The sequence below is a fragment of the Micromonospora polyrhachis genome (assembly GCF_014203835.1).
GTDB classification, from domain to species: Bacteria; Actinomycetota; Actinomycetes; order Mycobacteriales; family Micromonosporaceae; genus Micromonospora_H; species Micromonospora_H polyrhachis.
The window spans coordinates 4,918,608-4,943,434 of sequence record NZ_JACHJW010000001.1; the positions used below are offsets into that span (position 1 = coordinate 4,918,608).

Genomic DNA, 24,827 nt, shown 5'->3' on the forward strand with positions numbered 1-24,827 from the left:
CAGCGCTGGCATCGCCGTACCCGGTCTAGGGGGTAGCCGTGACCACGACGCAGAACAATCAACCTGTCACCGATGGATCCGACGGGGTCGGGCCGTTGCCCGCCGAGGCCGGGCAGGTCTCGGAGAAGGAGGCCCGGCAGGTTGCCGAGGCTGCCCGCGAGGCCGAGTGGGGCAAGCCGAGCTTCGGCAAGGAGTTGTTCCTCGGCCGGTTCCGGCTCGACCTGATCGACCCGTGGCCGCAGCCCGACCCCGCAAAGACCGCCAAGGCCGACGAGTTCCTGGCTCGCCTCGACAACTACCTCCGCTCGGCGGTGGACGGCACCCAGATCGAGCGGGATGCCGCGATCCCGGACGAGGTCTTCCACGGGCTGGCCCAGCTCGGTGCCTTCGGCATGAAGATCGACGAGCGGTACGGCGGGCTCGGGCTGTCCAATCTGGACTACTGCCGGGCGTTGATGCTCACCGGCTCGGTCAGCCCGGCCATCAGCGCGCTGCTCTCCGCGCACCAGTCGATCGGAGTGCCGCAGCCGCTGAAGATGTTCGGCTCCGAGGAGCAGAAGCAGCGAATTCTGCCCCGGCTCGCGGCCGGGGAGGTCTCCGCCTTCCTGCTCACCGAGCCGGATGTCGGCTCCGACCCGGCCCGACTTGCCACCAGCGCCGAACCGACCGAGGACGGCACCGGCTATCGCCTCAACGGGGTCAAGCTGTGGGCCACCAACGGCACCGTCGCCACCCTGCTGGTGGTGATGGCCCGGGTGCCGGCGCAGCCAGCGGGCCCGGACGGACCGGCTCGCCGGGGCGGCATCACCGCCTTCGTCGTGGAGGGGGACTCGGACGGGATCACCGTAGAGCGGCGCAACGAGTTCGTCGGCCTGCGGGGCCTGGAGAACAGCGTGACCCGGTTCCACGACGTGATTGTTCCCAAGGAGAACGTCATCGGCGGCGAGGGCAAGGGGCTGAAGATCGCCCTGACCACGCTCAACACCGGTCGACTGTCGCTGCCCGCGATGTGTGTCGGTGCCGGCAAGTGGTCGCTGAACGTCGCCCGTGAGTGGGCCGCCGAGCGGGTGCAGTGGGGGCGTCCGGTCGGCGAACACGAGGCAGTCGCCACCAAGCTGTCCTTCATGGCCGCCACCACGTATGCCATGGAGGCCATGCTCGATCTGTGCTGCCTGCTCGCCGACGACGACCGTAACGACATCCGGATCGAGGCTGCCCTGGTCAAGCTCTACGCCAGCGAGATGGCCTGGAAGATCGCCGACGAGCTGGTCCAGATCCGGGGCGGGCGCGGCTACGAGACGGCCGATTCGCTGGCCGCCCGAGGTGAGCGACCCGCTGCGGTCGAGCAGCTGCTCCGTGATCTGCGGATCAACCGGATCTTCGAGGGGTCCACCGAGATCATGCATCTGCTGATCGCCCGGGAGGCGGTCGACGCGCACCTCTCGGTTGCCGGCGACATCATCGACCCGGATGCGGGGCTGGGTCGCAAGGCCAGGGCGGGTGCTCGCGCCAGCGCCTTCTACGCCAAGTGGCTGCCGACGTTGACGGTCGGTGCCGGGCAGAACCCGATCTCGTACGCGGACCACGGGCCGCTCGCCGGACACCTGCGGTACGTGGAACGGACCTCCCGCAAGCTGGCCCGGTCGACGTTCTACGCGATGTCCCGCTGGCAGGGCAAGATGGAGCGCAAGCAGGCGTTCCTGGGTCGGATCGTGGACATCGGCGCGGAACTGTTCGCGATGTCGGCGGCCTGCGTGCGGGCACATGCCGAGCGAGACGCCCGCCCCGAGGGACGGGAGTTGGCCGACCTGTTCTGTCGGCAGGCGCGGCTGCGCGTCGAGGCGCTCTTCACCGCGCTGTGGGACAACACCGACTCGATTGACGTGGTGGCGGCGAAGCGGATCCTGGCCGGCCGCTACGCCTCGCTGGAGGAGGGAGTGGTCACACCGCCGGCCGAGCAGCCCTGGGTCGTACCGTGGCAGCCCGGTCCGTCCACCGTGCCGGACGTACGCCGACGCATCCCGCCCACCTGAGAGCGCTAGCGGCTCGCCCCGGAGGATGCCGGCTCCCCGAGGGGTGTGGGCCGGCCACCCCGGCGTGCCGGCGCCGGCCAGGCGTCAGCCGTTACGTAGCCCGAGGCCACGTAGCTCCAGCGCGGCGAGATCGTCCACTATCGCGTCGTCGCCCTGCCGCCAGGCCCGTACCACGTCGGGATCGATCCGGGCGAGCTTGCGTAGGGGCTGGTTGGCCAGCGCGCGCAGGGCGAGCAGGTCTCGTCCGGCCGGAGCCGAGCGGAGGTGCGCGGCGGCGGTGGCCCGGCGGATCCAGCGCACCCGCAGCGGAAGCCAGCCGAACAGCACCAACCCGAGCGGGAACACCAGCACGGCCAGGGCGAGCACCAGGGCGAGTTCGCCGATCAGCTCCTGCTGGTCACGGCCGGCGTCGGCGAGCGTACGGGCGGCCCCAGCGGCCTTCTCGAACGGTGCGGTCAGGTCGTCACCGACCACCGGTACCCGGCCGACCTTGCCGCTTGCGTCTGCGAGATTCTCGGCGAGCCCGCCGCCGGCACCTTCCAGCTTCTGCCCGGGCAGAGCGAGTTTCTGGACCAGGTCGTGCAGCCACATCGCGCCCCGGATCCACAGGTAGACCCAGACGACGACGAGCAGGTCGGTGAGAAGCTGGCGGGTGGCGACGGGAAAACGGTCAGCATAAATCTTCACGTTCGACAGCGTGACACGGCGGATGGCTTACGGCATCGCGACGAGAAGCGACGCAGGAGTCTCAGTCAGGTTTGCGTCGGGCGGCGTAGGCCCGTACCTTGGCCCGGTTTCCACAGTCCGCCATGCTGCACCAGCGACGTCGGCCGCGCCGGTCGAGGAAGAGCCAGCCGCAGTCGGTGCCGGGGCAGGCCCTTATCTGGTGTCGGGCGGGTGTGCCGAGCAGGTCGGCGCCGGATCGGGCGGCGGCCAGCAGGGGAAGCGTCAGGCCGAGGTCGTCGGGGAGCACCCAGTGGGCCAGTCCGTCGGGGCCGGACGTCAGCACCGCCGCCGCGGCGGCCCACTGCGCCACCTCGGCAACCTGCCGGAAGGCGGCGGCATCGCCCGGGTCGAGCAGCACGTCGTGTAGCGCCGTACGCAACGAACGGATCGCCACCAGTACGTCGTGCGCCCCGGCCGGATCGTCGCGACCGTGTTCCCGGAGCCGGGCGACGGTGGCCGGGGCGAGCAGTTGGACATGGCCGGTCCAGACCGCCAGCCGGTCGAAGTCGCGCAACCATTCTCGGTTCGGGCTGGGTGGTTCCTCCCAGCCGGCCCAGGTGTTGCAGAGTTCCAGAGCGGGGTGCCCGCCGATCGGGGTGGGCATGGGATAGCCCGCTACCTCTACCCAGTGCATGCCGACAGTGTGCCTTGACTCGGCGAAACTAACCACTACTGTCGATGACACCGGTTGGCGTTCATCTACTGGTTAGGTGATGTGGCATGCGGTTGAAGAAAATCCTGAGTCGGTTCCTGCTCGCAACGCTGATGGTGCCCACGGCCCTTGTCGCCGTATCCGCCCCTGCCGTCGTACCCGCAGCTGCGATGGCGGCTCAGGACACCGGCCCCCCGCGCACACCGCCGCCCGGTCGGTGGGATCGGAGTACCGATCGGCCCGAACCCTGGCGTCCGTCGGTCCAGGAGGAATGGACCGCCCCGGCCGGCCGCTACTGTTCGTTCCCGCTGCACGTCCGCGTCGTCTCCCAGGACGTGCGGGTCCGGGTGCTCGCCCGGTACGCCACCGGTGCGGTCCGGCGCGAGGAGTACGCCGGCCCGCTGACCGTCGACTTCGTCGACGTCGACACCGGTCGAGCCGTACGCCGGGATGCGGGCGGCTCCGGACTACTCGAATACCGTCCGGACGGTCGGTGGCTGCGCTACACCATTGTCGGGCCGGCCGGATTCGGCTTCCGACCCGGGGACCACCACCCTCGGGGCTACTACATTCTCGACGGTCTGCACGTCATCTCAATCGACCCGACCGGCAGCCGTCGGTTGACGTTGGGGATCGGCCGACAGGACGACATCTGTGTCGCGCTCGGTGACCCGGCCGCCGGACCACGGTGACCGGTGCAGGCTGGTGGCGGGAGATGAGCGACCTGCAACTCCGCGTACTCGGGCCCCTGACCGCGTACCGCGACGGGGTGGAAGTGGCGCTCGGCGGCCGGCGGCAGCGCATGGTGCTGGCCACGCTGCTGGTGGCCCGGGGCCGGATGCTGCCCGAGGAACGCCTCCGCGATCTGGTGTGGAGCGACGGCGGACGTCTGGCCGGTCGGGCGACCCTGCACGGCTACGTGGCCGGCCTCCGGCGGGCACTCGAACCGGACCGGCCGATGCGCTCCCCGAGCAGGGTTCTGCTCCGGGAAGGACCCGGGTACGCGGTCCGGGTACCGGCCGAACAGGTCGACACGGAACGGTTCGCCGAGCTGGTCACCCATGGTAGGACCCTGCTGGACGGGGGACGACCGGCGGCGGCCGTCGGGGTGTTGACCGATGCACTCGGGCTGTGGCGTGGCCCGGCGTACGCCGACCTGGCGGGTGCCTCGTTCGTGTTACCGGAGATCGCCCGTCTCGACGCGATGCGCACCGTCGCCGCCGAGCTGAGACTGACCGCGATGCTGGCACTGGGCCGGCACCCCGAGGTACTGGGCGAGCTGCAGGCGCTCGTCCTTGAACAACCGCAGCGGGAGCGGGGGTGGGAACTACTGGCGGTCGCGTTGTACCGGGCCGGCGGAGGCGCGGCAGGTCACCGCCCGGGTCGGGCCGGCGGAGGCGCAGCACGTCACTGGCCGACCATGGTGGGTGCACCCCGCGCCGACCGTCGGTCCCAGTGGGATCCCAGCGGAGAACGGCACCGTCCGGCATACGACCAGCCACTGTGAGGGGAGAGGCCATGCCTACGCTTCGACCGCTGACCGAGACGGAACTGGAGTTCGAGGTCAACGTCAAGAACAACTACGTCGACTGCGTCGACCTGCCGAACGGACGTACCCGGCGACCGCTGCCCCTGCCCAGCGGGGGCGAATCCGCCGGAACGGCCGGGACGTACCACGACCGGCCGCCAGCCCGGCTGCCGGAGCCTCGGTGACCAGCGCGGTTGCCGGGGCCCCCGTGACCACCTCGGCCGCCGGGGCCCCCGTGACCACCTCGGCCGCCGGGGCCCCCGTGACCACCTCGGCCGCCGGTCCGGCCGGGCTCGCACCTCGGTGGCGGGCCTGGGTCGCCGAGAACCTGGCCCTCGGCGTGGCGGAGGGGGAGATCCGGGCGGCGTTGCTGGCGGCGGGACAGCCCGGGGCGGCGGTCGACGAGGAGCTGACCCGCGCTCCCGATCACCCCTACTTCCAGGCCTGCCTGAGGTTGGCCCGGGAGTACGCCTGGCTGGAAGCCCTGCTCGATTCCTACGGCGACCTTCGCTCCGCCGAGCTGTCCGATGGGCTGGAGCGCCGGGGCGACCTGTCCCCGGCCGAGTTCTTCGAGCGGTACTACTTCGCCAACCGTCCGGTGATCCTGGCCGGGGCGGTCGACGACTGGCCGGCCCGGCGGCAGTGGTCCCTGGCAAGCCTGCGGGACCAGTTGGGGAACGTCGAGGTCGAGGTGATGACCGGCCGGGACAGCAACCCGGAGCACACCTGGCAGCACGACACCCACCGGACCCGGATGGCGTTCGCCGACTACCTCACCATGGTCGAGACGGGTGGGGAGACCAACGACTACTACATGGTCGCGCGTAACGAGACTGGCAGCACGGTCTCCGACCGTTGACCCGGGACATCAGACCGGTGCCCGGCGTCATCGATCCGGCCCTGTTGCCGGAGACGGTGACCCTGCTGCTGGGGCCGGCAGGCACGGTCACGGGGCTGCACCACGACAACATGAACATCCTGTTGTGTCAGGTGATGGGTCGTAAACACGTCCGGCTCGTGCCGTCGTACCAGCGCACCCGGGTGTATCCCCGGGGCGGGACGTACAGCCACGTCGACGCGGCGCAGCCGGACCTCGACCAGCACCCGTCGTACGGGCAGGCGACCGTTCTGGAGGGAGTGCTGCAACCGGGCGACGCCCTGTTGGTGCCGGTCGGGTGGTGGCACTGGGTACAGGCCCTGGATATCAGCGCCACGGTGAGTCTGCACCACTTCCAGGTGCCCTCGGGCAACCACTACCTGCACCCGCCGCTGGTACGCGGCACCGACTGACGGGGGGGGCGGGGCAGTCGGAACGGGGGCACCGACGTCGGTGCCCCCACATCTGACTAGCCCTTGTCGCGTTCCGGTGGGGGATCCGGAATCTCGTCCATGGTCAGGCCGGGTGGGCCGGTCGGCGGTGGGTCACGTACGTCGGCGCTGTACCGCACACCCGGTGGGGCGCCCAGCGGAGAGCATCGGTGCGTCGACTGGGATCCGGCTGGGATCGTACGCGGAGGTTGGGCAGGGCCTCTTCCTATGCGGGACGCGATAGGAAGAGGCCCTGCCCAACTCAGGAACTGGCGCAGGTGGGGCAGGTGCCGAAGATCTCCATGGTGTGACTGACGTCGACGAAGCCGTGTCGGGCAGCGACCCGGTCGGCCCAGGTCTCCACGGCCGGGCCCTCGACCTCGACCGTACGACCACAGGCCCGACACACCAGGTGGTGATGGTGCCCCTCGCTGCACCGGCGGTAGAGGTGCTCACCGCCCGGTGGTCGCATCACGTCGATCTCGCCCGCGTCGGCCAGCCCCTGGAGGGTGCGGTAGACCGTGGTCAGGCCGACCCGTTCTCCCCGGTCCCGCAGCATCGCGTGCAGGTCCTGGGCACTGTGGAAGCCCTCGACCTCTCGTAGCAGCGCGCTGACGGCGCTGCGTTGCCGGGTGTTGCGTACGGCCGTGGTGCCCTCTCCAGTCGTCACTTCGCCTCCCCGGCGTGGCTGATCGCGTCGGCCACGATATGTGCGATGTGCTCGTCCACCAGGGCGTAGGCGATCTCCCGACCACGTCGCGATCCGTGCACCACACCGGCACCCCGCAGTACCCGTAGATGCTGGGAGACGAGCGGCTGGGGCGCGCCGAGCTTCTCCACCAACTCGTGTACGCAACGCTCACCCTGGGCGAGTTCGGTGACGATTGCGACCCGGATCGGGGCGGACAACGCGCGGAGTAGTTCCCCGGCCCCCTCGTACGCCTCGTATCCGTTACTGCTCGCCATTACGTAACGGTAACCAATTTGGTTTTGGTGCCGCCGACAGGATCCGGACGACCGTCGCAGCGAGTCTGGTGTCGGAGGCAGCGAGTCTGGTGTCGGAGGCGGCGGGGCGGGTGACGGTGACGGTGGGTCTGGTGAGGGTGACGGTGGGTCTGGTGAGGGTGACGGTGGGTCTGGTGACGGCAGCGGCGGTGGGACGGCGACGCCCCGCGTACCCGGTACCGGGCCATCATCGGTCCAGGACCACGTCCGGCGGCTCCAACTGGGTGGTGGCCTCGGTCGGTAGCGACCGTCGTCGGATGCTGCGCCACCCCGCCGTACCGAGCGCCACCAGCAGGAACAGCACGATCGCCAGGACGACGATGGTGGCCCCGGGAGCGGTGTCCAGGCTTCCGGCGAGGGTCACCCCGGAACCGGCGGCCAGCAGGCCCAGCACCATCGCCAGCGCCATGGTGGTACGGAACCCCCGGGTGACCTGTTGCGCGGTGGCGACCGGCACCACCATCAGCGCGCTGATCAGCAGCAGCCCGACCGCCCGCATGGCGATCGTCACGGTCACCGCGGTGGTGATCGCCAGCAACAGGTTCAGTGTCCGCACCGGCAGGCCGGAGACCCGGGCGTACTCCTCGTCGTGACAGATGGCGAAGAGTGCCGGACGTAGCACGAGCATGGCGATCAGCACCACCACACCGAGCACCGCGATGGTGATCAGGTCGGTCTGGGAGGTGGTGGTCAACGCCCCGAACAGATACGACAGCAGCGCCGAGTTGCTGCGGTTGTCGGAGAGCCCGACCAGCATCACACCGCCGGCGATGCCGCCGTAGAAGAGCAGCGCCAGCGCCATGTCACCGGAGGTGCGTCCCCGCTCCCGGAGCAACTCGATGACCACTGCGCCGAGCGCCGCGACGATCACGGCGGTGATCACCGGTGACTGGTGGAGCAGCAGTCCGACGCCGACACCGGTCAGCGCCACGTGCCCGATTCCGTCGCCGATCAGCGACAGCCGGCGCTGCACCAGGTAGATGCCGAGCGCCGGGGCGGCCAGGCCGATGATGAGCGCGCCGACCAGCGCGCGGATCATGAACTCGTACTGGAAGAGGCCCATCGTCAGCTCCACATCCCGGTCGGCTCGTCCGGTCCGTGCGGATGGACGTGGTCATGGTCGGGGTCCGCGTGATGGCCGGCTGGTTCCGGCACCGGTCCGTCGTGCGCGATCCGCCCCTCGTGTACGACCAGCGCCCGGCTGATCAGTGGTGCCAGCGGACCGAGTTCGTGGGCGACGAGCAGTACCGTGCCGCCCCGGGCGATGAAGCCGCGTAGCGCCTCGGCGAACGCGGCTTGGCTGGCCGCGTCCACCCCGGCGGTCGGCTCGTCGAGTACCAGTAGGTCGGGCTGCCCGGCCAGGGCCCGGGCGATCAGGGTGCGTTGCTGCTGGCCACCGGAGAGGGTGGCCACCGGGTCACCGGCCCGGTCGGCGAGCCCGACGGCGTCCAGTGCCTCGGCCACCGCCTCTCGGTCGGCGGCCCCGGCCGGACGCAGTACGCCCCGACGGGCCAGCCGGCCGGCGGAGACCACCTCGGCGACGGTGGCCGGTACGCCGCTGCCCGCCCCGATGCGCTGCGGGACGTAGCCGATCCGCCACCACTTGCGGAACCGGCGTAGTGGCGTGCCGAACAGCTCGATCGACCCGTTGCTGAGTGGGACGAGGCCGAGGATCGTACGGATGAGCGTCGACTTGCCCGACCCGTTCGCCCCCAGTACGGCGACCACCTCGCCGGCGGTCAGGGTGAACGAGACGTCCCGCAACACCGGGCGGTTGTCGTAGGCGACCCGGGCGTGGGTCACCGTCACGACGGGCTGGTCGGTGCCGCTCTGCTCCTGCTTCCCGATCATGAGCAGCCCAGCGCCTTCCGGAGCGCGGCGAGGTTGGCCCGCATCGCGGTGAAGTAGTCGGCACCGGCCTCGACACCTTCGATGGGGTTGAGGACGGCCGTGCTCGCCCCGACCTCCCGGGCGATGGTGTCGGCGACCTTCGAACTCACCTGGGTCTCGAAGAAGATGGTGGTGGCGCCGTGCTGCCGGGCCTCGGTGGCGACCTCGGCCAGCCGCTTGGGTGAGGGCTCGTCCTCGGGCGTCAGCCCGGAGACCCCGATCTGCTCCAGGTCGTACCGCTGGGCGAGGTAGCCGAACGCGGCGTGGCTGACCACGATCTCCCGGCGCTGGCAGGTCTTCAGCCCCTCGGCGTACTCCTTGTCCAGGGTCGTGAGGTCGGCCCGCAGCGTGGTGGCCCGCGCGGTGTAGTCGGCGGCGTGGTCCGGCGCGATCTTGCCCAGCCGCTCGGCGAGCCGGTCACCGATGGTGGCCAGCCGTTCGGGGTCCAACCAGACGTGCGGGTCCTTGGCGCCGGCCTCCTCTTCGTGGCCGTGTTCCTCGCCCTCCTCGTGGGTGTGCCCGGCGTCGCTGGCATCGAGCAGGGGCTGCACGGTGGCTACGTCGAACGCGCGGTCGGCGGCCTCTTGCTTGACGGCCTCGTCGACGGCCGGCTGGAACCCCTTGAGATAGACGATCAGTTCCGCGTCGACCACCTGGCCGACCTGTCCCGGGTTGAGTTCCAGGTCGTGCGGCTCGGCACCTGGCTTGGCCAGGCTGGTCACCCGGACGGCGTCCCCGCCGATCCGCTCGGTGACGAACTGCAACGGGTAGAAGCCGGCGACCACGTCGACCCGGTTCGGGTCCTGACCTGCGGAGTCGGTGGAGCAGGCGGTCACACTGCCGAGGGCGAGCAGCGCCGCCGCGACCGCCACCCCGCGTCGACGGCGCAGACTGGCAACACGCCAGCGGCCAGGGCTGGCAACGGGGATGTCTGGCTGAGTGGACTGGTGGTCAGGTGCAGGTCGGAGTGCGGACCGACGGGCGGATCGGGTGCGGGCAGCGGGGTGGATCTCCATGTGCTCAACTCTCCGCGCCAATGATAATGATTGTCAAAAACGCATGCTTGCATGAAAGAAGGGGCCCTTCTTATCGCTTCCTGTATAAGAAGGGCCCCTTCCTCACCCTGAAGCCGGTTAGAGAACCTTGACGAGGGCGGCTGCCGCCAGCAGGGTCAGTGCCAGCAGACGCACCGCGCGGGTCGCTGGCGGCTGCACCGGCCAGGTCCTGACCATCAGTAGGGCCAGCCCCGCCACCAGGGCCAGGAGCAGAGCACCGCCGATGATCCCCGGCGCGAAGAAGGCCACCAGCACCAGCGCCAGCGTGGCGAGGAACACGGTGGTCGGATTCAGCCGGGCGAGCCGGGCCAGGAAGGCGCTCTGCGTACGCTGCATCTCACGACTTTACGAGGAGGATGCGGGTGCTTGTCACGAATCGGTTCGTGGTCGAAGAGGGTGTCGCGGCGGACTTCACCGAACGAGCGCACACGGCGTTGGCCGCCCTCGCGGCCCGGCCCGGCTACCGGCGTGGACAACTGCTGCGTGCCCTCGACGATCCCCGGCACTGGGTCCTGGTCACCGAATGGGAGTCCGTGGGCACCTACCGTCGGGCGTTGGGGGCCTTCGATGTCAAGATTCACTCCATTCCACTGCTCGCGGAGTCCCTCGACGAGCCATCCGCGTACGAGTCGCTGGCCAGCGCCGAACCGAACGGCGAAGTGCGGGTCGCCACCAGTGACCGGGCCACGGAGCCGGGGCGGTGAGCGGGACGGGTGACGGTGCCATGGCTCGTCCCGAGCGCCGAGCCACCGAAGCACTACCCTTGCGCTCATGACCGTTTCCGGACCGACCGGCCCGCCACCACCGCCGCCCGGTCCCGGTGTCGCGCCCCCGTTCGCGGCACCCCCCACCGAGGGACGCGGCCTGCGGCGCTGGATCGGTCTGGGCGTGGGGGCCCTCGCCCTGGTGCTCTGCTGCGGTGGTGGGGCGGTCGCCGTGGTCGGGCTCGCCGTCTCCGGGACCCAGGCCGTCGACGAACAGGCCCGTACGGTCGTCGGGGACTACTTCGAGGCGTTGAAGAACCGGCGGTACAGCCGGGCGTACGACCTGCTCTGCGACGAGGACCAGCGGCGCGAGTCGGCCCGCGACTTCCAGCGACGGGTGTCCGCCGAGCCGGGGATCGCCGGTTACCGGGTCCAGCAGAGCATGCTCACCAGTGAGGTCGTCGTACCCGTGGACGTCACCTATACCGGCGGTGGTCAGGACAACCTGCGGGTCACCCTCACTCAGGACAGCAAGACCGGCAGCTTCGAGGTGTGTGGGGTCAGCTGACGGTACGAGGCCAGGCAGGGTCAGCTGACGGCACCCGGGTTGGGCAGGGGTAATCTCCTGGGCTTGGACCGTGGGTGGCCGTACCGTTGACTTCCCACGGTGGTTCCTGACCCGTACACCGGATCACATATCGGATCACGTCCGCGCCGACCGCCAGCCGGCGCAGGAGGAGAGTTCATGCCAGCCGACCGTATCGACGCCGTCGTCAGCCTCGCCAAGCGCCGCGGCTTCGTCTTTCCGTCCAGCGAGATCTACGGGGGCACCCGGTCGGCGTGGGACTACGGTCCGCTCGGCGTCGAACTCAAGGAGAACGTCCGCCGCCAGTGGTGGAAGACCATGGTCCAGCAGCGGGACGACGTCGTCGGCCTGGACTCGGCCGTCATCCTGGCCCGGGACGTGTGGGCCGCCTCCGGGCACCTCGACGCGTTCGTCGACCCGCTGACCGAGTGCCAGTCCTGCCACAAGCGCTACCGGGCCGACCACCTGGAAGAGGCGTTCGAGGCCAAGCACGGCCGGCTGCCGGCCAGCCTGGCGGAGATCAACTGCGCCAACTGCGGCGCGAAGGGCTCGTTCACCGAGCCGAAGATGTTCAACGGCCTGATGAAGACCTACCTCGGCCCGGTGGAGAGCGAGGAAGGGCTGCACTACCTGCGCCCGGAGACCGCACAGGGCATCTTCGTCAACTACAACAACGTCGCCACCGCCGCGCGTAAGAAGCCGCCCTTCGGCATCGCCCAGACCGGCAAGTCGTTCCGCAACGAGATCACCCCGGGCAACTTCATCTTCCGTACGCGGGAATTCGAGCAGATGGAGATGGAGTTCTTCGTCGAGCCCGGTTCCGACGAGCAGTGGCACGAATACTGGCTCCAGGAGCGGTGGAACTGGTACATCGACCTCGGCCTGAGCGAGTCGAACCTGCGGTTCTACGAGCACCCGAAGGAGAAACTGTCTCACTATTCGAAGCGCACGGTCGACATCGAATACAAGTTCATGTTCGGTGGGACCGAGTTCTCCGAGTTGGAGGGCATCGCCAACCGCACCGACTTCGACCTCTCCACGCACAGCAAGCACTCCGGTGTCGACCTGTCCTTCTTCGACCAGGAGAAGGGTGAGCGCTGGGTGCCGTACGTCATCGAGCCGGCCGCCGGTCTGACCCGGGCGGTGCTCGCCTTCATGCTGGAGGCGTACGACGAGGACGAGGCACCCAACACCAAGGGCGGCGTCGACAAGCGTACGGTGATGCGTTTCGACCCGCGGTTGGCTCCGGTCAAGGTGGCCGTGCTGCCGCTGTCCCGCAACGAGGCCCTCTCGCCGAAGGCGAAGGACCTGGCGGCCCGGTTGCGCCGGCGCTGGGTGGTCGAGTTCGACGACTCGCAGGCAATTGGCCGCCGCTACCGTCGCCAGGACGAGATCGGTACGCCGTTCTGCGTGACGGTCGACTTCGACACCCTGGACGACGACGCGGTGACCATCCGGGACCGGGACACGATGACCCAGGAACGCATTCCGCTGGACCGGGTGGAGAACTATCTGATCGAGCGACTCCCGGGCTGCTGATCCGACGGGAGCGAATGTCCGAATTGCAACGTGTTGGGCGCGGCCGGTACCTTCCGGCCGCGCCCAACACGTCTTTCCCGAAAGATCGGCAGATCCACCATTCGGACGATGTCCATCAGTTTGATCTTCGTGCGAACATTTTTCCCGTTGAATCTCACTACGGGGAGCGTTCATGTCGAATAAGTCAAAAGACGATCGGAGTCTGAGCCGTCGGGGACTGTTGCGTCGGGGGGCGACCGTAACGGCGGCAACCGCCGGTGCCGCCGTCGTCGGCGCGGCGGTTCTGCCCGGTGCCGCGCAGGCCGCACCTGGTGACGATCTGCAGATGGGCACGACCAACACCGCCACGCCGCAGACCACCACCCTGACCACCCAGACCGCTACCGCCTCCCTGACCCTGGCCAATTCCGAAGGGGCGCCGCTGCGGCTGGTGCCCGCCCCGACGGATGCGCTCTACGGCACTCCGCCGGTGCCGGAGATCGCCGGGACGGTCTCGGTCGACGAGTGGGAGGACATCTACCTTCCGTACCGCTCCACCATCGATCCGAACCAGGGGACGTACGCCAGTTGGGCCTGGACGACGGCATGGGCGACCACCTCCGTGGCTGTCCCGCCCACCCGCGTGGTCGACACCCGGGATCCGGCTCTGCGCGGGAACATCATCGCCGGCCTGGAGAACCTGGACTCGGCCGGCCGGATGAAGGCCGGCACGGCGATCGTGATCAGCCTCGACCCGTACGTCAAGGCGGGCTGGGCGATGAAGGGCAACGTCACCGTCACCGGCACGACCAGTTCCGGGTTCGTGACCGTCTGGGGTGTGGGCAGCCGGCCGGTGGCATCCAGCCTGAACTGGTGGAGCGCAGGGCAGATCCTGTCCAACTTCGTGTTCGCCGAACTTGGCATGGTCGACACCTTCAGCAGCGTTGTCGCGATCTACGCGGCCGCGCCGGCCCAGGTCATCCTCGACCTGACCAGCCTGGTCGTGAGCCACCCCAACCAGGTGCGGATCGGTGGGGCGGCGAACGCGGCGCAACTGCCCACGTTGACGACGAAGCGCGGCTCGGCCGGTGCTCCGAAGATCTCCAACTGACCTCATGCCACACCCTCACGCACGGGGAGAACGACCATGACCTCATCCGGAACCGAGCGCACGGCACGCCGCCGTGCGGTGCTGCGGACCGCTGCCACCGCCGCCGGTGCGGCGGTCGCCGCCACCGCGGCGACGGTGGCGAACGGCTCGCCAGCCTCGGCGGCCAACGGCGACCCGGTCAAGATCGGACAGCCGAACACCGGCGGATCGACGACGCTGCGCAGCAGCGCCGCCGGTGACCTGTCCACCCTGGAGGTGGCCAACCCCAACGGCACGACGTTGCGGCTGACGAGTAACCCGGTCAGCGCACCCACGCCGGGCGCACTGCACATGTCCCCCAGCGGCTTGGCCGTGGCCGGCGTCAGCCCGGGCGACAGCGTGGTCCGCTCGCAGCAGGTCTTCAGCACCGCGAACGCGACGATGCCGTGGCCGATCGCCCCGACCCGGATCCTGGACACCCGTACGGCGGCGGGACGGAGCCGCCTTCTCTGGGGGGCCGACGCGATCGACTCGTCGGGTCGGGCGGAGGCCGGTGCCATCCTGGCGGTGCACCTGAAGGACATCGTCAGCTGGGGCTACGGCATGTTGGGCAACGTGACCGTGGCGAACACCGCCCGGTCGGGTTTCGCCACCGTGTGGAGTGGCGCGGACGACGTCCCGGCTTCCTCCACCATCAACTGGTGGGGTGCCGGACAACTGCTCTCCAACGGAGTCATCACCCAGCTTGCCATGTGGGACGCCGACTACCCCGATTTCGTGGCGATCGCGGTGGCGAGCCCGGCGGTGGTGATTCTCGACGTGACGGCGCTCCTGGTGTATTCACCGGCGGACGTCGAACTGGGTAATGCGGCAGCGGCCAAGGCAGCCGGTGGGCGGGCCGCCTTCGGTTCGGGTGCGGCCCGTAAGGACCGTCCGGTGCAACAGGTGACGGCGAGGCGGCAGCGGTGATCGAGCGCGAGATCGAAGGGGAAGCCAGGATGAGCACCGAAGAGACGCCGACGAGCAGCCGCCGACGGTTGCTGCGGGCCGGAATCGCTGCCGGCGCCGGTGCCGGGGTCAGCATGGTGGCCTTCGGTAGCCCGGCCAGCGCGGACGCCGACCCGGTGCGGATCGGGCAGGACAACGACGCGGGCAGCGCCCGGACGACCCTCACGGGTGGTTCGGCCACTGCACCGGCGCTGGCGCTCACCAACCAGGGCAGCGGTGCCGCCCTGGTGCTGCAGCCCACGCCCTGGGAGAAGGTCCAGGACGCCGCGCTCCGCGGATCGCTGACCGCCACCCCGCAGGGTGACCTTCTGCTCAGTGGCGTCGACGGAACGGCCATGGTCAACTCAAGCCGGTGGGCCAACCACACCATGCCGATCACGCCGGTCCGCATCCTCGACACCCGGGAGGTGCCTCGGTCGTCCGCCTACGACCAGCACATTGTCGGTGGCCGGGCGAACGTCGACAGCAACGGCCGGCTGCGGGCCGGCACGACGATCCACCTGACGGTGCGCAACGTCCAGCCGGCGGCGCAGAATCAGGCAATCGCCGCATACGTGAATCTCACCGTGACGGGCACCGTCTCACCCGGTTTCCTGAGCGCCCACAGCTCGTCTGTTACCAGGTCGGCGGCGTCGTCGCTCAACTGGTGGGCCGCGAACCAGATCCTCTCCAACCTGGTGGAGGTGCAACTGGGCAAGCACAACGGCAACGAGTTCTCGTTCGCCATCTACGCCGCAGCGGCCACCTCCGTGGTGGTGGACGTGTCGGGTCTGGTGCTGACCGTGCCGCAAACACTGTGAGCAAGTAGCCGCAGATCGCCGTTCCGACGCCTTTCGGGGTTGCCGGACGGCGATCTGCCGTATGTACGACCGGTTGGTTGGTAGTAACCCTCGTCACCTCGGCGGCGTCCAGGCTCCGGCGGGTTGAGAGCTGCGTCGACCGGCATGGAATCCTCGAAGGGTGACCACCTCTGCGATGCCGCCAGCCGTACGCCCGCTGACCCTCGGGCAGCACCAGGTGTGGCCACCCGTGGTACTTGCGCCGATGGCTGGGATCACCAATGCCGCGTTCCGCCGGTTGTGTCGGGAACAGGGGGGCGGGCTCTACGTCTGCGAGATGATCACTACTCGGGCGCTGGTCGAGCGCAACCCGAAGACCCTCCGCATGATCGCCTTCGGCGCGGACGAGCACCCCCGCAGTCTCCAGCTCTACGGCACCGACCCGGAGATCACGGCGGCGGCGGTGCGGATGGTGGTCGAAAAGGATCTCGCCGACCATATCGACCTCAACTTCGGCTGCCCGGTACCCAAGGTCACCCGGAAGGGCGGCGGATCCGCGCTGCCCTGGCGGCGTCGACTCTTCGCCCGGCTCGTCCGGGCGGCGGTGGCGGCGGCCGCGCCGGCCGGGGTGCCGGTCACCGTCAAGATGCGCAAAGGCATCGACGACGACCATCTGACGTACGTCGAGGCTGGGCTTGCCGCCCAGGACGCCGGGGTGGCGGCGGTGGCGCTACACGGTCGTACGGCCGCACAGCGCTATTCGGGCACCGCCGACTGGGATGCGATCGCCACCCTCAAGCAGGCGCTGGACGTGCCGGTGTTGGGCAACGGTGACATCTGGGAGGCCGACGACGCGTTGCGGATGGTGGCGCACACCGGGGTGGACGGGGTGGTCGTGGGGCGGGGTTGCCTGGGTCGACCCTGGCTCTTCACCGATCTGGCGGCGGCCTTCGAGGGGCGTTCGGAGCGGCGACTGCCGAACCTCGGCGAGGTGGCCGGCACGATGCGCCGGCATGCAGAACTGCTTACGGAAGCTTTCGGCACCGAGCGGGACGGCTGTACGGACTTCCGTAAGCATGTCGCGTGGTATCTGAAGGGGTTTCCGGTGGGTAGCGAGTTACGCCGGTCGCTGGCCATGGTGGAGAGTCTCGCGGGGTTGAACGACCTGCTGGGCAAGCTGGATCCGGCCGAGCCGTTCCCGATCAGCACCCTCGGTCAGCCCCGGGGTCGAACGAATTCCCCCGGGAAGGTGTTCCTGCCGGACGGGTGGCTCGCCGACCGGGACAGCGACGACGTCCCAGCCGGGGCGGAACTGGACGATTCTGGCGGCTGAGTCGCCGCAGCCGTCGAGGTGGAAGCCGGGGCGACGTGCGTGATCCTGCGCGTGGAAGCGATCCCAGAAGCCGCCACGAACGGGGGAACCTGCATCGATTGTGCCCATTGTCACCGAACCTTGTCGAAGGCTGGTAAGGAACCCTACGCCGGGGTACGAAGAGACCACTTAACCCTCGTTCAGTGTCGGATCGGCGCGGGAGGCTTTCGGTGGCATCGCAGGAGACGGCGGGACACAAGTATGTGTACGACTTCGCCGAGGGCAACAAGGAACTCAAGGATCTGCTGGGAGGTAAGGGCGCCAACCTGGCGGAGATGACCAATCTCGGTCTGCCCGTCCCGCCCGGATTCACCATTACCACCGAGGCGTGCCAGGCGTACCTGGCCACTGGTGCGGAACCCGCCGGGCTGGGCGAGCAGATCGCCAGCCACCTGGCCGCCCTGGAGGCGGGGATGGGCAAGCGGCTGGGCGACCCGCACGATCCACTGCTGGTCTCGGTGCGTTCCGGGGCCAAGTTCTCCATGCCCGGCATGATGGAGACCGTCCTCAACGTGGGCCTCAACGACGAGAGCGTGCACGGTCTGGCCCGGCAGGCCAGCGGCATCAACTCCGGCGGCGGCACCAACTCGGCCAGCGGCACCGACTCCGCTGACGCGGCCGGGGCGGACCGCTTCGCCTGGGACTCCTATCGCCGGCTGATCCAGATGTTCGGCAAGACGGTGTGCAACGTGCCGGGCGAGGAGTTCGAGCACGCTCTCGATGCGGCCAAGCGGGCCAAGGGCACCGCCAACGACCTGGACCTCGACGGGACCGACCTGCGGGCGCTGGTCGAGGCGTACAAGAAGATCTTTGCCAAGCACACCGGGCGGGACTTCCCCCAGGAGCCCCGGGAGCAGCTCGACCTGGCCATCCGCGCGGTCTTCGAGTCGTGGAACGCCGAGCGCGCCGTACTCTACCGCCGCCAGGAGCGGATCCCCGCCGACCTCGGCACCGCGGTCAACGTCGTCGCCATGGTCTTCGGCAACCTCGGCCCGGACTCCGGCACCGGGGTCGCCTTCACCCGCGACCCGGCCAGCGGGGCGCAGGGCATCTACGGTGACTACCTGGCCAACGCCCAGGGCGAGGACGTGGTGGCCGGCATCCGCAACACCGTCCCGCTCCAGGAGTTGGAGCAGCTCGACAAACGGTCGTACGACGAACTGCTCGGGATCATGGCCCGGCTGGAGGAGCACTATCTCGACCTGTGCGACATCGAGTTCACCATCGAGCGGGGCAAGTTGTGGATGCTCCAGACCCGAGTCGGCAAACGTACCGCCGCCGCCGCGTTCGTCATCGCCGGCCAGCTCGTCGACGAGGGCCTGATCGACCTCGACGAGGCGCTGCACCGGGTCAACGGCGCGCAGCTCGCCCAGCTCATGTTCCCCCGGTTCAAGCTGGACCACGAGTTCCAGCCGGTGGCCAAGGGCATCGGTGCCTCGCCCGGCGCGGCGTTCGGCAAGGTGGTCTTCACCTCCGCCCGTGCGGTCGAACTGGCCGCCGAAGGTGAGCAGGTGATCCTGGTCCGCCGGGAGACCAACCCGGACGACCTCAACGGCATGATCGCCGCGCAGGGCATCCTCACCTCCCGGGGCGGGAAGACCAGCCACGCCGCCGTGGTGGCCCGGGGCATGGGTAAGACCTGTGTCTCCGGTGCCGACGAACTGGACATCGACGTTCCGGGGCGGATGTTCACCGTGGCGGGGCAGATCGTCCGGGAGGGCGACACCGTTTCCATCGACGGCACCACCGGCAAGGTCTACCTCGGTGAGGTGCCGGTGATGCCCTCGGAGGTGGTCCAGTACTTCGAGGGCAACCTCGACCCGGCCGAGACCGACGACGTGCTGGTCAAGGCGGTACACCGGATCATGGGCCACGCCGACGCCAAGCGGCGACTGGCGGTCCGTACCAACGCCGACACCGGCACGGACGCCGCCCGCGCCCGCCGGTTCGGTGCCGAGGGCATCGGCCTGTGCCGTACCGAGCACATGTTCCTGGGCGACCGGCGGGAGTTGGTGGAACGACTGATCCTGGCGCGGACCGAGGAGGAGCGGGAGACGGCACTGGCCGCGCTGCTGCCCCTACAGCGGGCCGACTTCGTGGAGATCTTCCGGGAGATGGACGGCCTGCCGGTCACGGTACGGCTGATCGACCCGCCGCTGCACGAGTTCCTGCCCCCGTTGGAGCAGCTCGCGGTGAACGTGGCGGTGGCCCAGGAGCGGGGCGAGGACGTGGCCAAGGAGGAGGCACTACTCGCCGCCGTCCGCCGGATGCACGAGTCGAACCCCATGCTGGGCCTGCGGGGCGTACGCCTCGGTCTGGTGATCCCCGGCCTCTTCGCCATGCAGGTACGGGCGATCGTGGAGGCGGCGGTGGAGTGCGCCCAACAGGGCGGTACGCCGAAGCCGGAGATCATGGTGCCGCTGGTCGGTGCGGTGCAGGAGCTGGAGACCGTACGCGCCGAAGCCGAGAAGATCATCGCGGAGGTGACCCGGGGCTGCGGCGTCGAGGTGCTGATCGGCACGATGATCGAGGTACCCCGGGCGGCGCTGACCGCCGGACAGATCGCCGAGGCGGCGCAGTTCTTCTCGTTCGGCACCAACGACCTGACCCAGATGGGCTGGGGCTTCTCCCGGGACGACGTGGAAGGTGCCTTCTTCTGGCGCTACCTGGAACTGGGCATCTTCGGCATCTCGCCGTTCGAGTCGATCGACCGGGACGGGGTCGGCCGGCTGGTCCGGATCGCGGCCGAGGAGGGCCGGGCCGCTCGGCCGGAACTCAAGCTCGGTGTCTGCGGTGAGCACGGCGGTGACCCGGAGTCGGTGCACTTCTTCCACGAGGTCGGACTCGACTATGTCTCCTGCTCGCCGTTCCGGGTGCCGGTGGCCCGGCTGGAGGCGGGCCGGGCCGCGATCGAAACGGCCGGTTCGGACAGCCGCTGAGCGGGTTGGCCGGTCGGCTGGGGGGAGCCGCGCAGCGGCCGGTTCGGGCAGTTGCTGAGCGGCCGGTTCGGGCAGTTGCTGAGCGGCCCGTCAGCTGGTTTGAGGGGCCGCCGAACTGGAAATGCCTGGTAGGCCGGGTCGACATGGTTCGACCCGGCCGTCGGGTCACCCGACGACGAACCTCGGCGTAACCTATGCGTCATTCGAATTCGCCGTTCCCCTCGATGGAGGTATCGGATGGGCAGCTTGTGGGAGAGTCTGGTTGTCGACGCCCAGGATCCCGCGCGACTGGCGCGTTGGTGGGCCGAGGCGCTCGACTACCAGGTCACCTACGAGACGCCCGACGAGGTGACGATCTGCCGTTCCACCGACGGGACGCCCAGCCTGACCTTTGTCCGGGTCACCGAGGCCAAGGGAAGCGCGAAGAACCGACTGCACATCGACCTACGCCCGATCGACCAGGAGGCCGAGATCGAACGGCTGGTCAACATGGGCGCCCGGCATGTCAACATCGGACAGTCCGAGGACGACCCGTGGACCGTGCTCGCCGACCCGGAGGGCAACGAGTTCTGCGTGCTGCGGCAGCGCGGATAGGCGGTTGGTGAGGTGACCAGCGAGCGTGACGCGCAGCGCCGGGTCACCGAAGTGCCAAAGGACACCGGGCACGGGCGCGGCCCGTACCAGCGGGACCGGGCCCGCGTGCTGCACTCGGCGGGTTTCCGCCGGTTGGCCACCAAGACCCAGGTGCACACCGCCGGCACCGACGACTTTCTGCGTACCCGGCTGACCCACTCCCTGGAGGTCGCCCAGATCGCCCGGGAGATGGGCAGCCGACTCGGCTGCGACCCGGACGTGGTCGACGTCGCCGGGCTCGCCCACGACCTCGGGCATCCACCGTTCGGGCACAACGGTGAGGCGGCGTTGGACGTGGTGGCACAGCCCTGCGGCGGCTTCGAGGGCAACGCGCAGACGCTTCGCGTACTGACCCGGTTGGAGGCCAAGGTGCTCGCCCCGGACGGTACGTCGGCCGGTCTCAACCTGACCCGGGCCTCGCTCGACGCCACCTGCAAGTATCCGTGGTCGCGCGAGCCCGGACGACGCAAGTTCGGGGTGTACGCCGACGACGCCGAGGTCTTCGCCTGGCTGCGCCGGGACGCGCCGGACCGGGCCCGTTGCCTGGAGGCGCAGGTGATGGACTGGGCTGACGACGTCGCCTATTCGGTGCACGACGTGGAGGACGGCGTGCACGGTGGCTACGTCGACCTTCGCCCGCTGCTGGCGGATGCGGACGAGCGAGCTGCACTCTGTGCCGACGTGGCGGCGGTCTATTCTCCCGAGTCCGCCGCCGATCTGGTCGAGGTGCTGACCGACCTGCTCGACGATCCGGCGTTGACTCCGCTGACCTGCTACGACGGTAGCCATCGGGCGCAGGTGGCGTTGAAACGTACGACGAGTGTCCTGACCGGACGGTTCGTGGCGGCGGCGGTGACCGCGACCCAGGAGCGTTCCGGCACTGAGCCGGTCCGTCGGTACGCCGCCGACCTGGTGGTGCCCCGGTGGATCCGGGCGCAGTGCGCCCTGCTCAAGGGGATCGCGTGGCGCTATGTGATGCGCCGGGCCGGTGCGGAGCGGCGGTACGAACAGCAGCGGCAGCTGCTCACCGAACTGGTGCACGTGATCCTGGCGGAGGCTCCGGCTACCCTCGATCCGGTCTTCGCACCACTGTGGCGGGCGGCCGGGGACGACTCCGCCCGGCTGCGCGTGGTGGTCGACCAGGTGGCCTCGTTGACCGATCCGGCGGCTGTGTCCTGGCACCGGCGACTGGCTGGTTGACCTCGAGCTGGCGGCTGGTCGACGTCGAGTTGACGGCTGGTCGACGTCGAGTTGACGGCTGGTCGACGTCGACCGGGTGGCCCGAAGGCCGACGCGCTCCACCGCCGGCAGCGCACCGATCATCGCTTGCTCGACGCGAACCGGCGGCCATCCCGTGGGGGATGACCGCCGGCTCAGGGGGTGTGGTGGTTCAGGGTCGGGTCAGGAGACGGTGAGGTTGGTGTCGTCGACGACGAAGGAGGTCTGTAGGGAGACGTCTTCGGTGGCGGTGAATCGGAGGGTGATGGTCTGGCCGGCGTAGCTGTTGAGGGAGAAGGTCTTCTGGCTGTAGCCGGTGGCCTTGTTGAGGTTGGAGTAGGTGGCCAGGGTGCCCAGGACGGTGCCGGCGGAGTTGAGGACCTGGACCCGGAAGGTGTCGTAGGCGATGCTGCTGGTGGTTTCGGTGGTGTCGATGTGGAGCCAGAAGTTCAGGTTGTAGGTGGTGCAGCCGGCGGGCAGGGTGACGCTCTGGGAGAGGGTTTCGGTGCTGGTGCGTCCGTTGCCGCCGAGCCAGGCGACGCGGGTGCCGCCGTGGGCGGGCTGCTGGGTGAAGGAGCCGATGGCGGCGGTGGTGCCGGTCCAGGGGCTGGTGCCGGTCTCGAAGCCGGGGTTACCGAGTTTCTGGCCGGGGCTGGGGCAGCCACCACCGGGTCCGCTGACAGTGAGGGTGTAGGTGGAGGTGCGGGTGGCGGAGGTGCCGGTGCCGGTGACGGTGACGGTGTAGGTGCCGGCGGGGGTGCTGGCGGTGGTGGCGATGGTCAGCGTCGAGGAGGCGCCGGAGGTCACCGATGAGGGGTTGAAGGTGGCGGTGGCGCCGGTGGGCAGGCCGCTGGCGGTGAAGGTGACGGTCTGGGCGGCGCCGCTGGTGGTGGCGGTGGCGACGGTGGTGGAGACGGAGCTACCGGGGTTGACCGTGCCGGAGGTCGGCGACAGCGAGACGGAGAAGTCGGGCCCCGTCGAGCAGGGCGAGTCGTTGCCTGCCACGTTGACCGCGGTCCAGGCAGCCTGCACCGCCTTGTACTCGGTGCCGCAGGTGCCGTACAGGTCGGTCGCGGCCCGCAGCGTGTACGCCCGGGCGGTGTTGGCCGGGTTGCTGGTGTTGACGTACGACGTGTTGGAGGTGAAGTACACGTCGAGCGCGCGGAACCAGATCTTCTCGGCCTTGCTCCGGCCGATGCCGGTGACGCCCGGTGCGGATCCGCAGATCGGCGAGGTGCCCCACTGGGTGTTACCGGTGCCCTCGGCGAGGTTGAAGAAGAAGTGGTTGGCCACACCCGAGGAGTAGTGCACGTCGACGTTCTTGGTGCTGGTCGACCAGCAGCCGTGTGAGCTGCCGTCCAACGTCGGGTTGTGCATGTAGCGCAGCGGCGTGCCGTCGCCGTTGATGTCGATCTTCTCGCCGATCAGGTAGTCACCGGGGTCGGAGGTGTTGTTGGCGTAGAACTCGACCATCGAGCCGAAGATGTCACTGGTCGCCTCGTTGAGACCGCCCGACTCGCCGGAGTAGGTCAGGCCACCCGGCACGACGTTCTCGGTGACGCCGTGGCTCATCTCGTGGCCGGCCACGTCGATGGCGACCAACGGGTTGGCGTTGCCCGAGCCGTCGCCGTAGGTCATCCGGGAGCCGTCCCAGAAGGCGTTGACGTAGTTGTTGCCGTAGTGCACCCGGCTCGGCACACCCGCGCCGTTTCCGAAGATGCCGTTACGGGCGTGCACGTTCTTGAAGTAGTCGTAGGTCTTGGCCGCGCCGTAGTGCGCGTCGACCCCCGCCGACTGCCGGTTGGAGTTGGTCCCGTTGCCCCAGGTGTTGTCCGGGTCGGTGAACGTGGTGCACGTCGAGGTGCCGTTGTTCATGTCGCAGGTGGAGCCGTTGCCGCGAACCGGGTCGATCATCTGGTAGGTCGAGCCGGACTGCGTGGTGTCGATCGTGACCGTGCCGGAGAAGATGCTGTTACCGGTGCCGGCGACGGCGTGGATCTCGTCGAAGGAGCCCCGGTACGCACCGGTGGTCGCATCGCTGATGACGTGCAGCTTCGACGGGGTCTGACCGTCCGGGGCCCAGCCGTTGACGACGGTTTCCCAGGCCAGGCGGCCGTAGCCGGAACTGGCGTCGACGATCAGCTCGGACTCGTCGACCGAGGTGATCTTGCCGGAGAAGTGCGCCTTGGCGGTCTTCACCGCGTCGGCCTTGCCCACCTTGGCGGTGGTGCCCAGCGTCAGCGGGGCGGCCAGGCTGACCGAGGTGCCGGCGTAGCTGCCGTTGGGGGCGGTGTGCACGACGAAGTCGCCGCCGTAGACCCGCAGTCCCTGGTAGGTGCGGGTGTACCGGACGTGCGCCGTGCCGTTCGGGTCGACCTTGGAGCTGTGCGCCGAGTACGACTCACCGGCGGCGGCCTGGACGGCACCGGGGTTCACCCGGAGTACCTCGTTGGCCCGGCCGACCGCGGACGAGTCCGCCGTTGACGCGGGTGGTGCCGCCTGTGCAGTGGATGTGACGCCGGCCAGCAGGCTGCTGGTGAGCAGCACGGCGCTGGCCGCAGCGATGGATCTCTTCACTCGTTCCTCCCCAGGAAGATTGTTAGCCATGTAGATATATCGATGTCAAGCGAGAAAGGGAAGAGGTGAGTTCGATTCGGAACCGCCTCGGCGAGTACGGCCGTTGGGTGATACGTCCAGCTTCTCTGGTTTGTCCGGCAACGCGGCATACGCGTTGTTACGCTGACCTCGCTGGACGCGTTCCGTTACCGCTCCAGCGGCTTTGT

Annotated in this window: 25 protein-coding genes; 16 read left to right on the top strand and 9 right to left on the bottom strand. The window is 69.3% G+C overall.

Translation table 11 applies throughout. The features are described from left to right. The first annotated feature begins 38 nt into the window (after positions 1-38). Positions 39-2,033, top strand: coding sequence for an acyl-CoA dehydrogenase family protein (locus FHR38_RS21655; RefSeq protein WP_184536386.1), 1,995 nt, complete (start codon positions 39-41; stop codon positions 2,031-2,033). 84 nt (positions 2,034-2,117) lie between these two features. On the opposite strand, the gene FHR38_RS21660 is transcribed toward FHR38_RS21655, so the two are convergent. Together FHR38_RS21660 and FHR38_RS21665 are read right to left on the bottom strand one after the other, a co-directional pair. After that, positions 2,118-2,720: a hypothetical protein gene (locus tag FHR38_RS21660; protein ID WP_184536387.1), complete on the bottom strand. Its 603-nt coding sequence runs from the start codon at positions 2,718-2,720 to the stop codon at positions 2,118-2,120. A gap of 61 nt (positions 2,721-2,781) precedes the next feature. Next, entirely contained in the window at positions 2,782-3,393 is a 612-nt protein-coding gene (locus tag FHR38_RS21665; RefSeq protein WP_184536388.1) for a CGNR zinc finger domain-containing protein, read from the bottom strand. Positions 3,394-3,479: 86 nt separating this feature from the next. Between FHR38_RS21665 and FHR38_RS21670 the strand changes: the two genes are divergently transcribed. Genes FHR38_RS21670 through FHR38_RS32920 form a run of 5 tightly spaced genes read left to right on the top strand, consistent with a single transcriptional unit; the run spans position 3,480 to position 6,229 of the window. Then, positions 3,480-4,103: a hypothetical protein gene (locus FHR38_RS21670; protein WP_184536389.1), complete on the top strand. Its 624-nt coding sequence runs from the start codon at positions 3,480-3,482 to the stop codon at positions 4,101-4,103. Between the two features lie 23 nt (positions 4,104-4,126). Continuing rightward, positions 4,127-4,918: an AfsR/SARP family transcriptional regulator gene (locus FHR38_RS21675; protein WP_184536390.1), complete on the top strand. Its 792-nt coding sequence runs from the start codon at positions 4,127-4,129 to the stop codon at positions 4,916-4,918. Between the two features lie 11 nt (positions 4,919-4,929). After that, entirely contained in the window at positions 4,930-5,124 is a 195-nt protein-coding gene (locus FHR38_RS21680; RefSeq protein WP_184536391.1) for a hypothetical protein, read from the top strand. Then, positions 5,121-5,798, top strand: coding sequence for a cupin-like domain-containing protein (locus tag FHR38_RS33295; RefSeq protein ID WP_221449112.1), 678 nt, complete (start codon positions 5,121-5,123; stop codon positions 5,796-5,798). The genes FHR38_RS21680 and FHR38_RS33295 overlap by 4 nt, the downstream gene beginning before the upstream one ends. Then, positions 5,795-6,229 carry a cupin-like domain-containing protein gene (locus tag FHR38_RS32920; protein WP_221449113.1) on the top strand — a complete coding sequence of 145 codons (435 nt, stop codon included), beginning with the start codon at positions 5,795-5,797 and terminating at the stop codon, positions 6,227-6,229. Before FHR38_RS33295 ends, FHR38_RS32920 begins: the two co-directional genes overlap by 4 nt. Before the next feature lie 280 nt (positions 6,230-6,509). Here the strand turns inward: FHR38_RS32920 and FHR38_RS21690 are convergent, their stop codons facing one another. The 6 genes from FHR38_RS21690 to FHR38_RS21715 form a co-directional block, all read right to left on the bottom strand. Continuing rightward, the gene (locus FHR38_RS21690) at positions 6,510-6,917 is read right to left on the bottom strand and encodes a Fur family transcriptional regulator (RefSeq protein WP_184536392.1); all 408 of its coding nucleotides are present in this window, start codon (positions 6,915-6,917) and stop codon (positions 6,510-6,512) included. Beyond that, complete coding sequence (locus FHR38_RS21695) at positions 6,914-7,213, bottom strand: ArsR/SmtB family transcription factor (RefSeq protein ID WP_184536393.1); 300 nt, start codon at positions 7,211-7,213, stop codon at positions 6,914-6,916. Before FHR38_RS21695 ends, FHR38_RS21690 begins: the two co-directional genes overlap by 4 nt. A gap of 226 nt (positions 7,214-7,439) precedes the next feature. Beyond that, a complete protein-coding gene (locus FHR38_RS21700; protein WP_184536394.1) occupies positions 7,440-8,315 on the bottom strand; it encodes a metal ABC transporter permease in 876 nt (291 codons plus the stop codon). 2 nt (positions 8,316-8,317) lie between these two features. Beyond that, positions 8,318-9,103: a metal ABC transporter ATP-binding protein gene (locus FHR38_RS21705; protein ID WP_184536395.1), complete on the bottom strand. Its 786-nt coding sequence runs from the start codon at positions 9,101-9,103 to the stop codon at positions 8,318-8,320. Continuing rightward, complete coding sequence (locus FHR38_RS21710; RefSeq protein ID WP_184536396.1) at positions 9,100-10,158, bottom strand: metal ABC transporter substrate-binding protein; 1,059 nt, start codon at positions 10,156-10,158, stop codon at positions 9,100-9,102. Before FHR38_RS21710 ends, FHR38_RS21705 begins: the two co-directional genes overlap by 4 nt. Before the next feature lie 117 nt (positions 10,159-10,275). Next, positions 10,276-10,533: a hypothetical protein gene (locus tag FHR38_RS21715; RefSeq protein WP_184536397.1), complete on the bottom strand. Its 258-nt coding sequence runs from the start codon at positions 10,531-10,533 to the stop codon at positions 10,276-10,278. Between the two features lie 26 nt (positions 10,534-10,559). Here FHR38_RS21715 and FHR38_RS21720 point away from each other — a divergent pair, with 26 nt between their 5' ends. From FHR38_RS21720 to FHR38_RS21765, 10 genes are all read left to right on the top strand, one after another. Further along, a complete protein-coding gene (locus FHR38_RS21720; RefSeq protein ID WP_184536398.1) occupies positions 10,560-10,901 on the top strand; it encodes an antibiotic biosynthesis monooxygenase family protein in 342 nt (113 codons plus the stop codon). A gap of 67 nt (positions 10,902-10,968) precedes the next feature. After that, positions 10,969-11,469 (top strand): Rv0361 family membrane protein, encoded by a 501-nt coding sequence (locus FHR38_RS21725; RefSeq protein ID WP_184536399.1) that lies wholly within the window; start codon positions 10,969-10,971, stop codon positions 11,467-11,469. Between the two features lie 177 nt (positions 11,470-11,646). Further along, on the top strand, positions 11,647-13,026 hold the full coding sequence (locus tag FHR38_RS21730; protein WP_184536400.1) for a glycine--tRNA ligase: 1,380 nt from the start codon (positions 11,647-11,649) through the stop codon (positions 13,024-13,026). A 172-nt stretch (positions 13,027-13,198) separates the two neighbouring features. Beyond that, positions 13,199-14,116 (top strand): hypothetical protein, encoded by a 918-nt coding sequence (locus FHR38_RS21735; protein WP_184536401.1) that lies wholly within the window; start codon positions 13,199-13,201, stop codon positions 14,114-14,116. A gap of 36 nt (positions 14,117-14,152) precedes the next feature. Beyond that, on the top strand, positions 14,153-15,064 hold the full coding sequence (locus tag FHR38_RS21740; protein ID WP_184536402.1) for a hypothetical protein: 912 nt from the start codon (positions 14,153-14,155) through the stop codon (positions 15,062-15,064). A gap of 29 nt (positions 15,065-15,093) precedes the next feature. Continuing rightward, positions 15,094-15,903: a hypothetical protein gene (locus tag FHR38_RS21745; RefSeq protein ID WP_184536403.1), complete on the top strand. Its 810-nt coding sequence runs from the start codon at positions 15,094-15,096 to the stop codon at positions 15,901-15,903. Positions 15,904-16,078: 175 nt separating this feature from the next. Then, positions 16,079-17,215, top strand: a complete 1,137-nt coding sequence (gene dusB, locus FHR38_RS21750; RefSeq protein WP_184540038.1) for a tRNA dihydrouridine synthase DusB — start codon at positions 16,079-16,081, stop codon at positions 17,213-17,215. A gap of 209 nt (positions 17,216-17,424) precedes the next feature. After that, on the top strand, positions 17,425-20,193 hold the full coding sequence (gene ppdK, locus FHR38_RS21755) for a pyruvate, phosphate dikinase (protein ID WP_184536404.1): 2,769 nt from the start codon (positions 17,425-17,427) through the stop codon (positions 20,191-20,193). 237 nt (positions 20,194-20,430) lie between these two features. Continuing rightward, entirely contained in the window at positions 20,431-20,787 is a 357-nt protein-coding gene (locus tag FHR38_RS21760; protein ID WP_184536405.1) for a VOC family protein, read from the top strand. 12 nt (positions 20,788-20,799) lie between these two features. Next, entirely contained in the window at positions 20,800-22,026 is a 1,227-nt protein-coding gene (locus FHR38_RS21765) for a deoxyguanosinetriphosphate triphosphohydrolase (protein ID WP_184536406.1), read from the top strand. Between the two features lie 201 nt (positions 22,027-22,227). Here the strand turns inward: FHR38_RS21765 and FHR38_RS21770 are convergent, their stop codons facing one another. After that, positions 22,228-24,621, bottom strand: a complete 2,394-nt coding sequence (locus tag FHR38_RS21770; RefSeq protein ID WP_312882326.1) for a M4 family metallopeptidase — start codon at positions 24,619-24,621, stop codon at positions 22,228-22,230. Positions 24,622-24,827: the final 206 nt, after the last annotated feature.

Coding starts and splice junctions, on each gene's coding strand:
- FHR38_RS21710 (WP_184536396.1), bottom strand. CDS start 10,158: ATGGAGATCCACCCCGCTGCCCGCACCCGATCCGCCCGTCGGTCCGCA.
- FHR38_RS21705 (WP_184536395.1), bottom strand. CDS start 9,103: ATGATCGGGAAGCAGGAGCAGAGCGGCACCGACCAGCCCGTCGTGACG.
- FHR38_RS21680 (WP_184536391.1), top strand. CDS start 4,930: ATGCCTACGCTTCGACCGCTGACCGAGACGGAACTGGAGTTCGAGGTC.
- FHR38_RS21700 (WP_184536394.1), bottom strand. CDS start 8,315: ATGGGCCTCTTCCAGTACGAGTTCATGATCCGCGCGCTGGTCGGCGCG.
- dusB (WP_184540038.1), top strand. CDS start 16,079: ATGCCGCCAGCCGTACGCCCGCTGACCCTCGGGCAGCACCAGGTGTGG.
- FHR38_RS21745 (WP_184536403.1), top strand. CDS start 15,094: ATGAGCACCGAAGAGACGCCGACGAGCAGCCGCCGACGGTTGCTGCGG.
- FHR38_RS21760 (WP_184536405.1), top strand. CDS start 20,431: ATGGGCAGCTTGTGGGAGAGTCTGGTTGTCGACGCCCAGGATCCCGCG.
- FHR38_RS21730 (WP_184536400.1), top strand. CDS start 11,647: ATGCCAGCCGACCGTATCGACGCCGTCGTCAGCCTCGCCAAGCGCCGC.
- FHR38_RS21670 (WP_184536389.1), top strand. CDS start 3,480: ATGCGGTTGAAGAAAATCCTGAGTCGGTTCCTGCTCGCAACGCTGATG.
- FHR38_RS21695 (WP_184536393.1), bottom strand. CDS start 7,213: ATGGCGAGCAGTAACGGATACGAGGCGTACGAGGGGGCCGGGGAACTA.
- FHR38_RS21665 (WP_184536388.1), bottom strand. CDS start 3,393: ATGCACTGGGTAGAGGTAGCGGGCTATCCCATGCCCACCCCGATCGGC.
- FHR38_RS21740 (WP_184536402.1), top strand. CDS start 14,153: ATGACCTCATCCGGAACCGAGCGCACGGCACGCCGCCGTGCGGTGCTG.
- FHR38_RS21725 (WP_184536399.1), top strand. CDS start 10,969: ATGACCGTTTCCGGACCGACCGGCCCGCCACCACCGCCGCCCGGTCCC.
- FHR38_RS21715 (WP_184536397.1), bottom strand. CDS start 10,533: ATGCAGCGTACGCAGAGCGCCTTCCTGGCCCGGCTCGCCCGGCTGAAT.
- FHR38_RS21675 (WP_184536390.1), top strand. CDS start 4,127: ATGAGCGACCTGCAACTCCGCGTACTCGGGCCCCTGACCGCGTACCGC.
- FHR38_RS21735 (WP_184536401.1), top strand. CDS start 13,199: ATGTCGAATAAGTCAAAAGACGATCGGAGTCTGAGCCGTCGGGGACTG.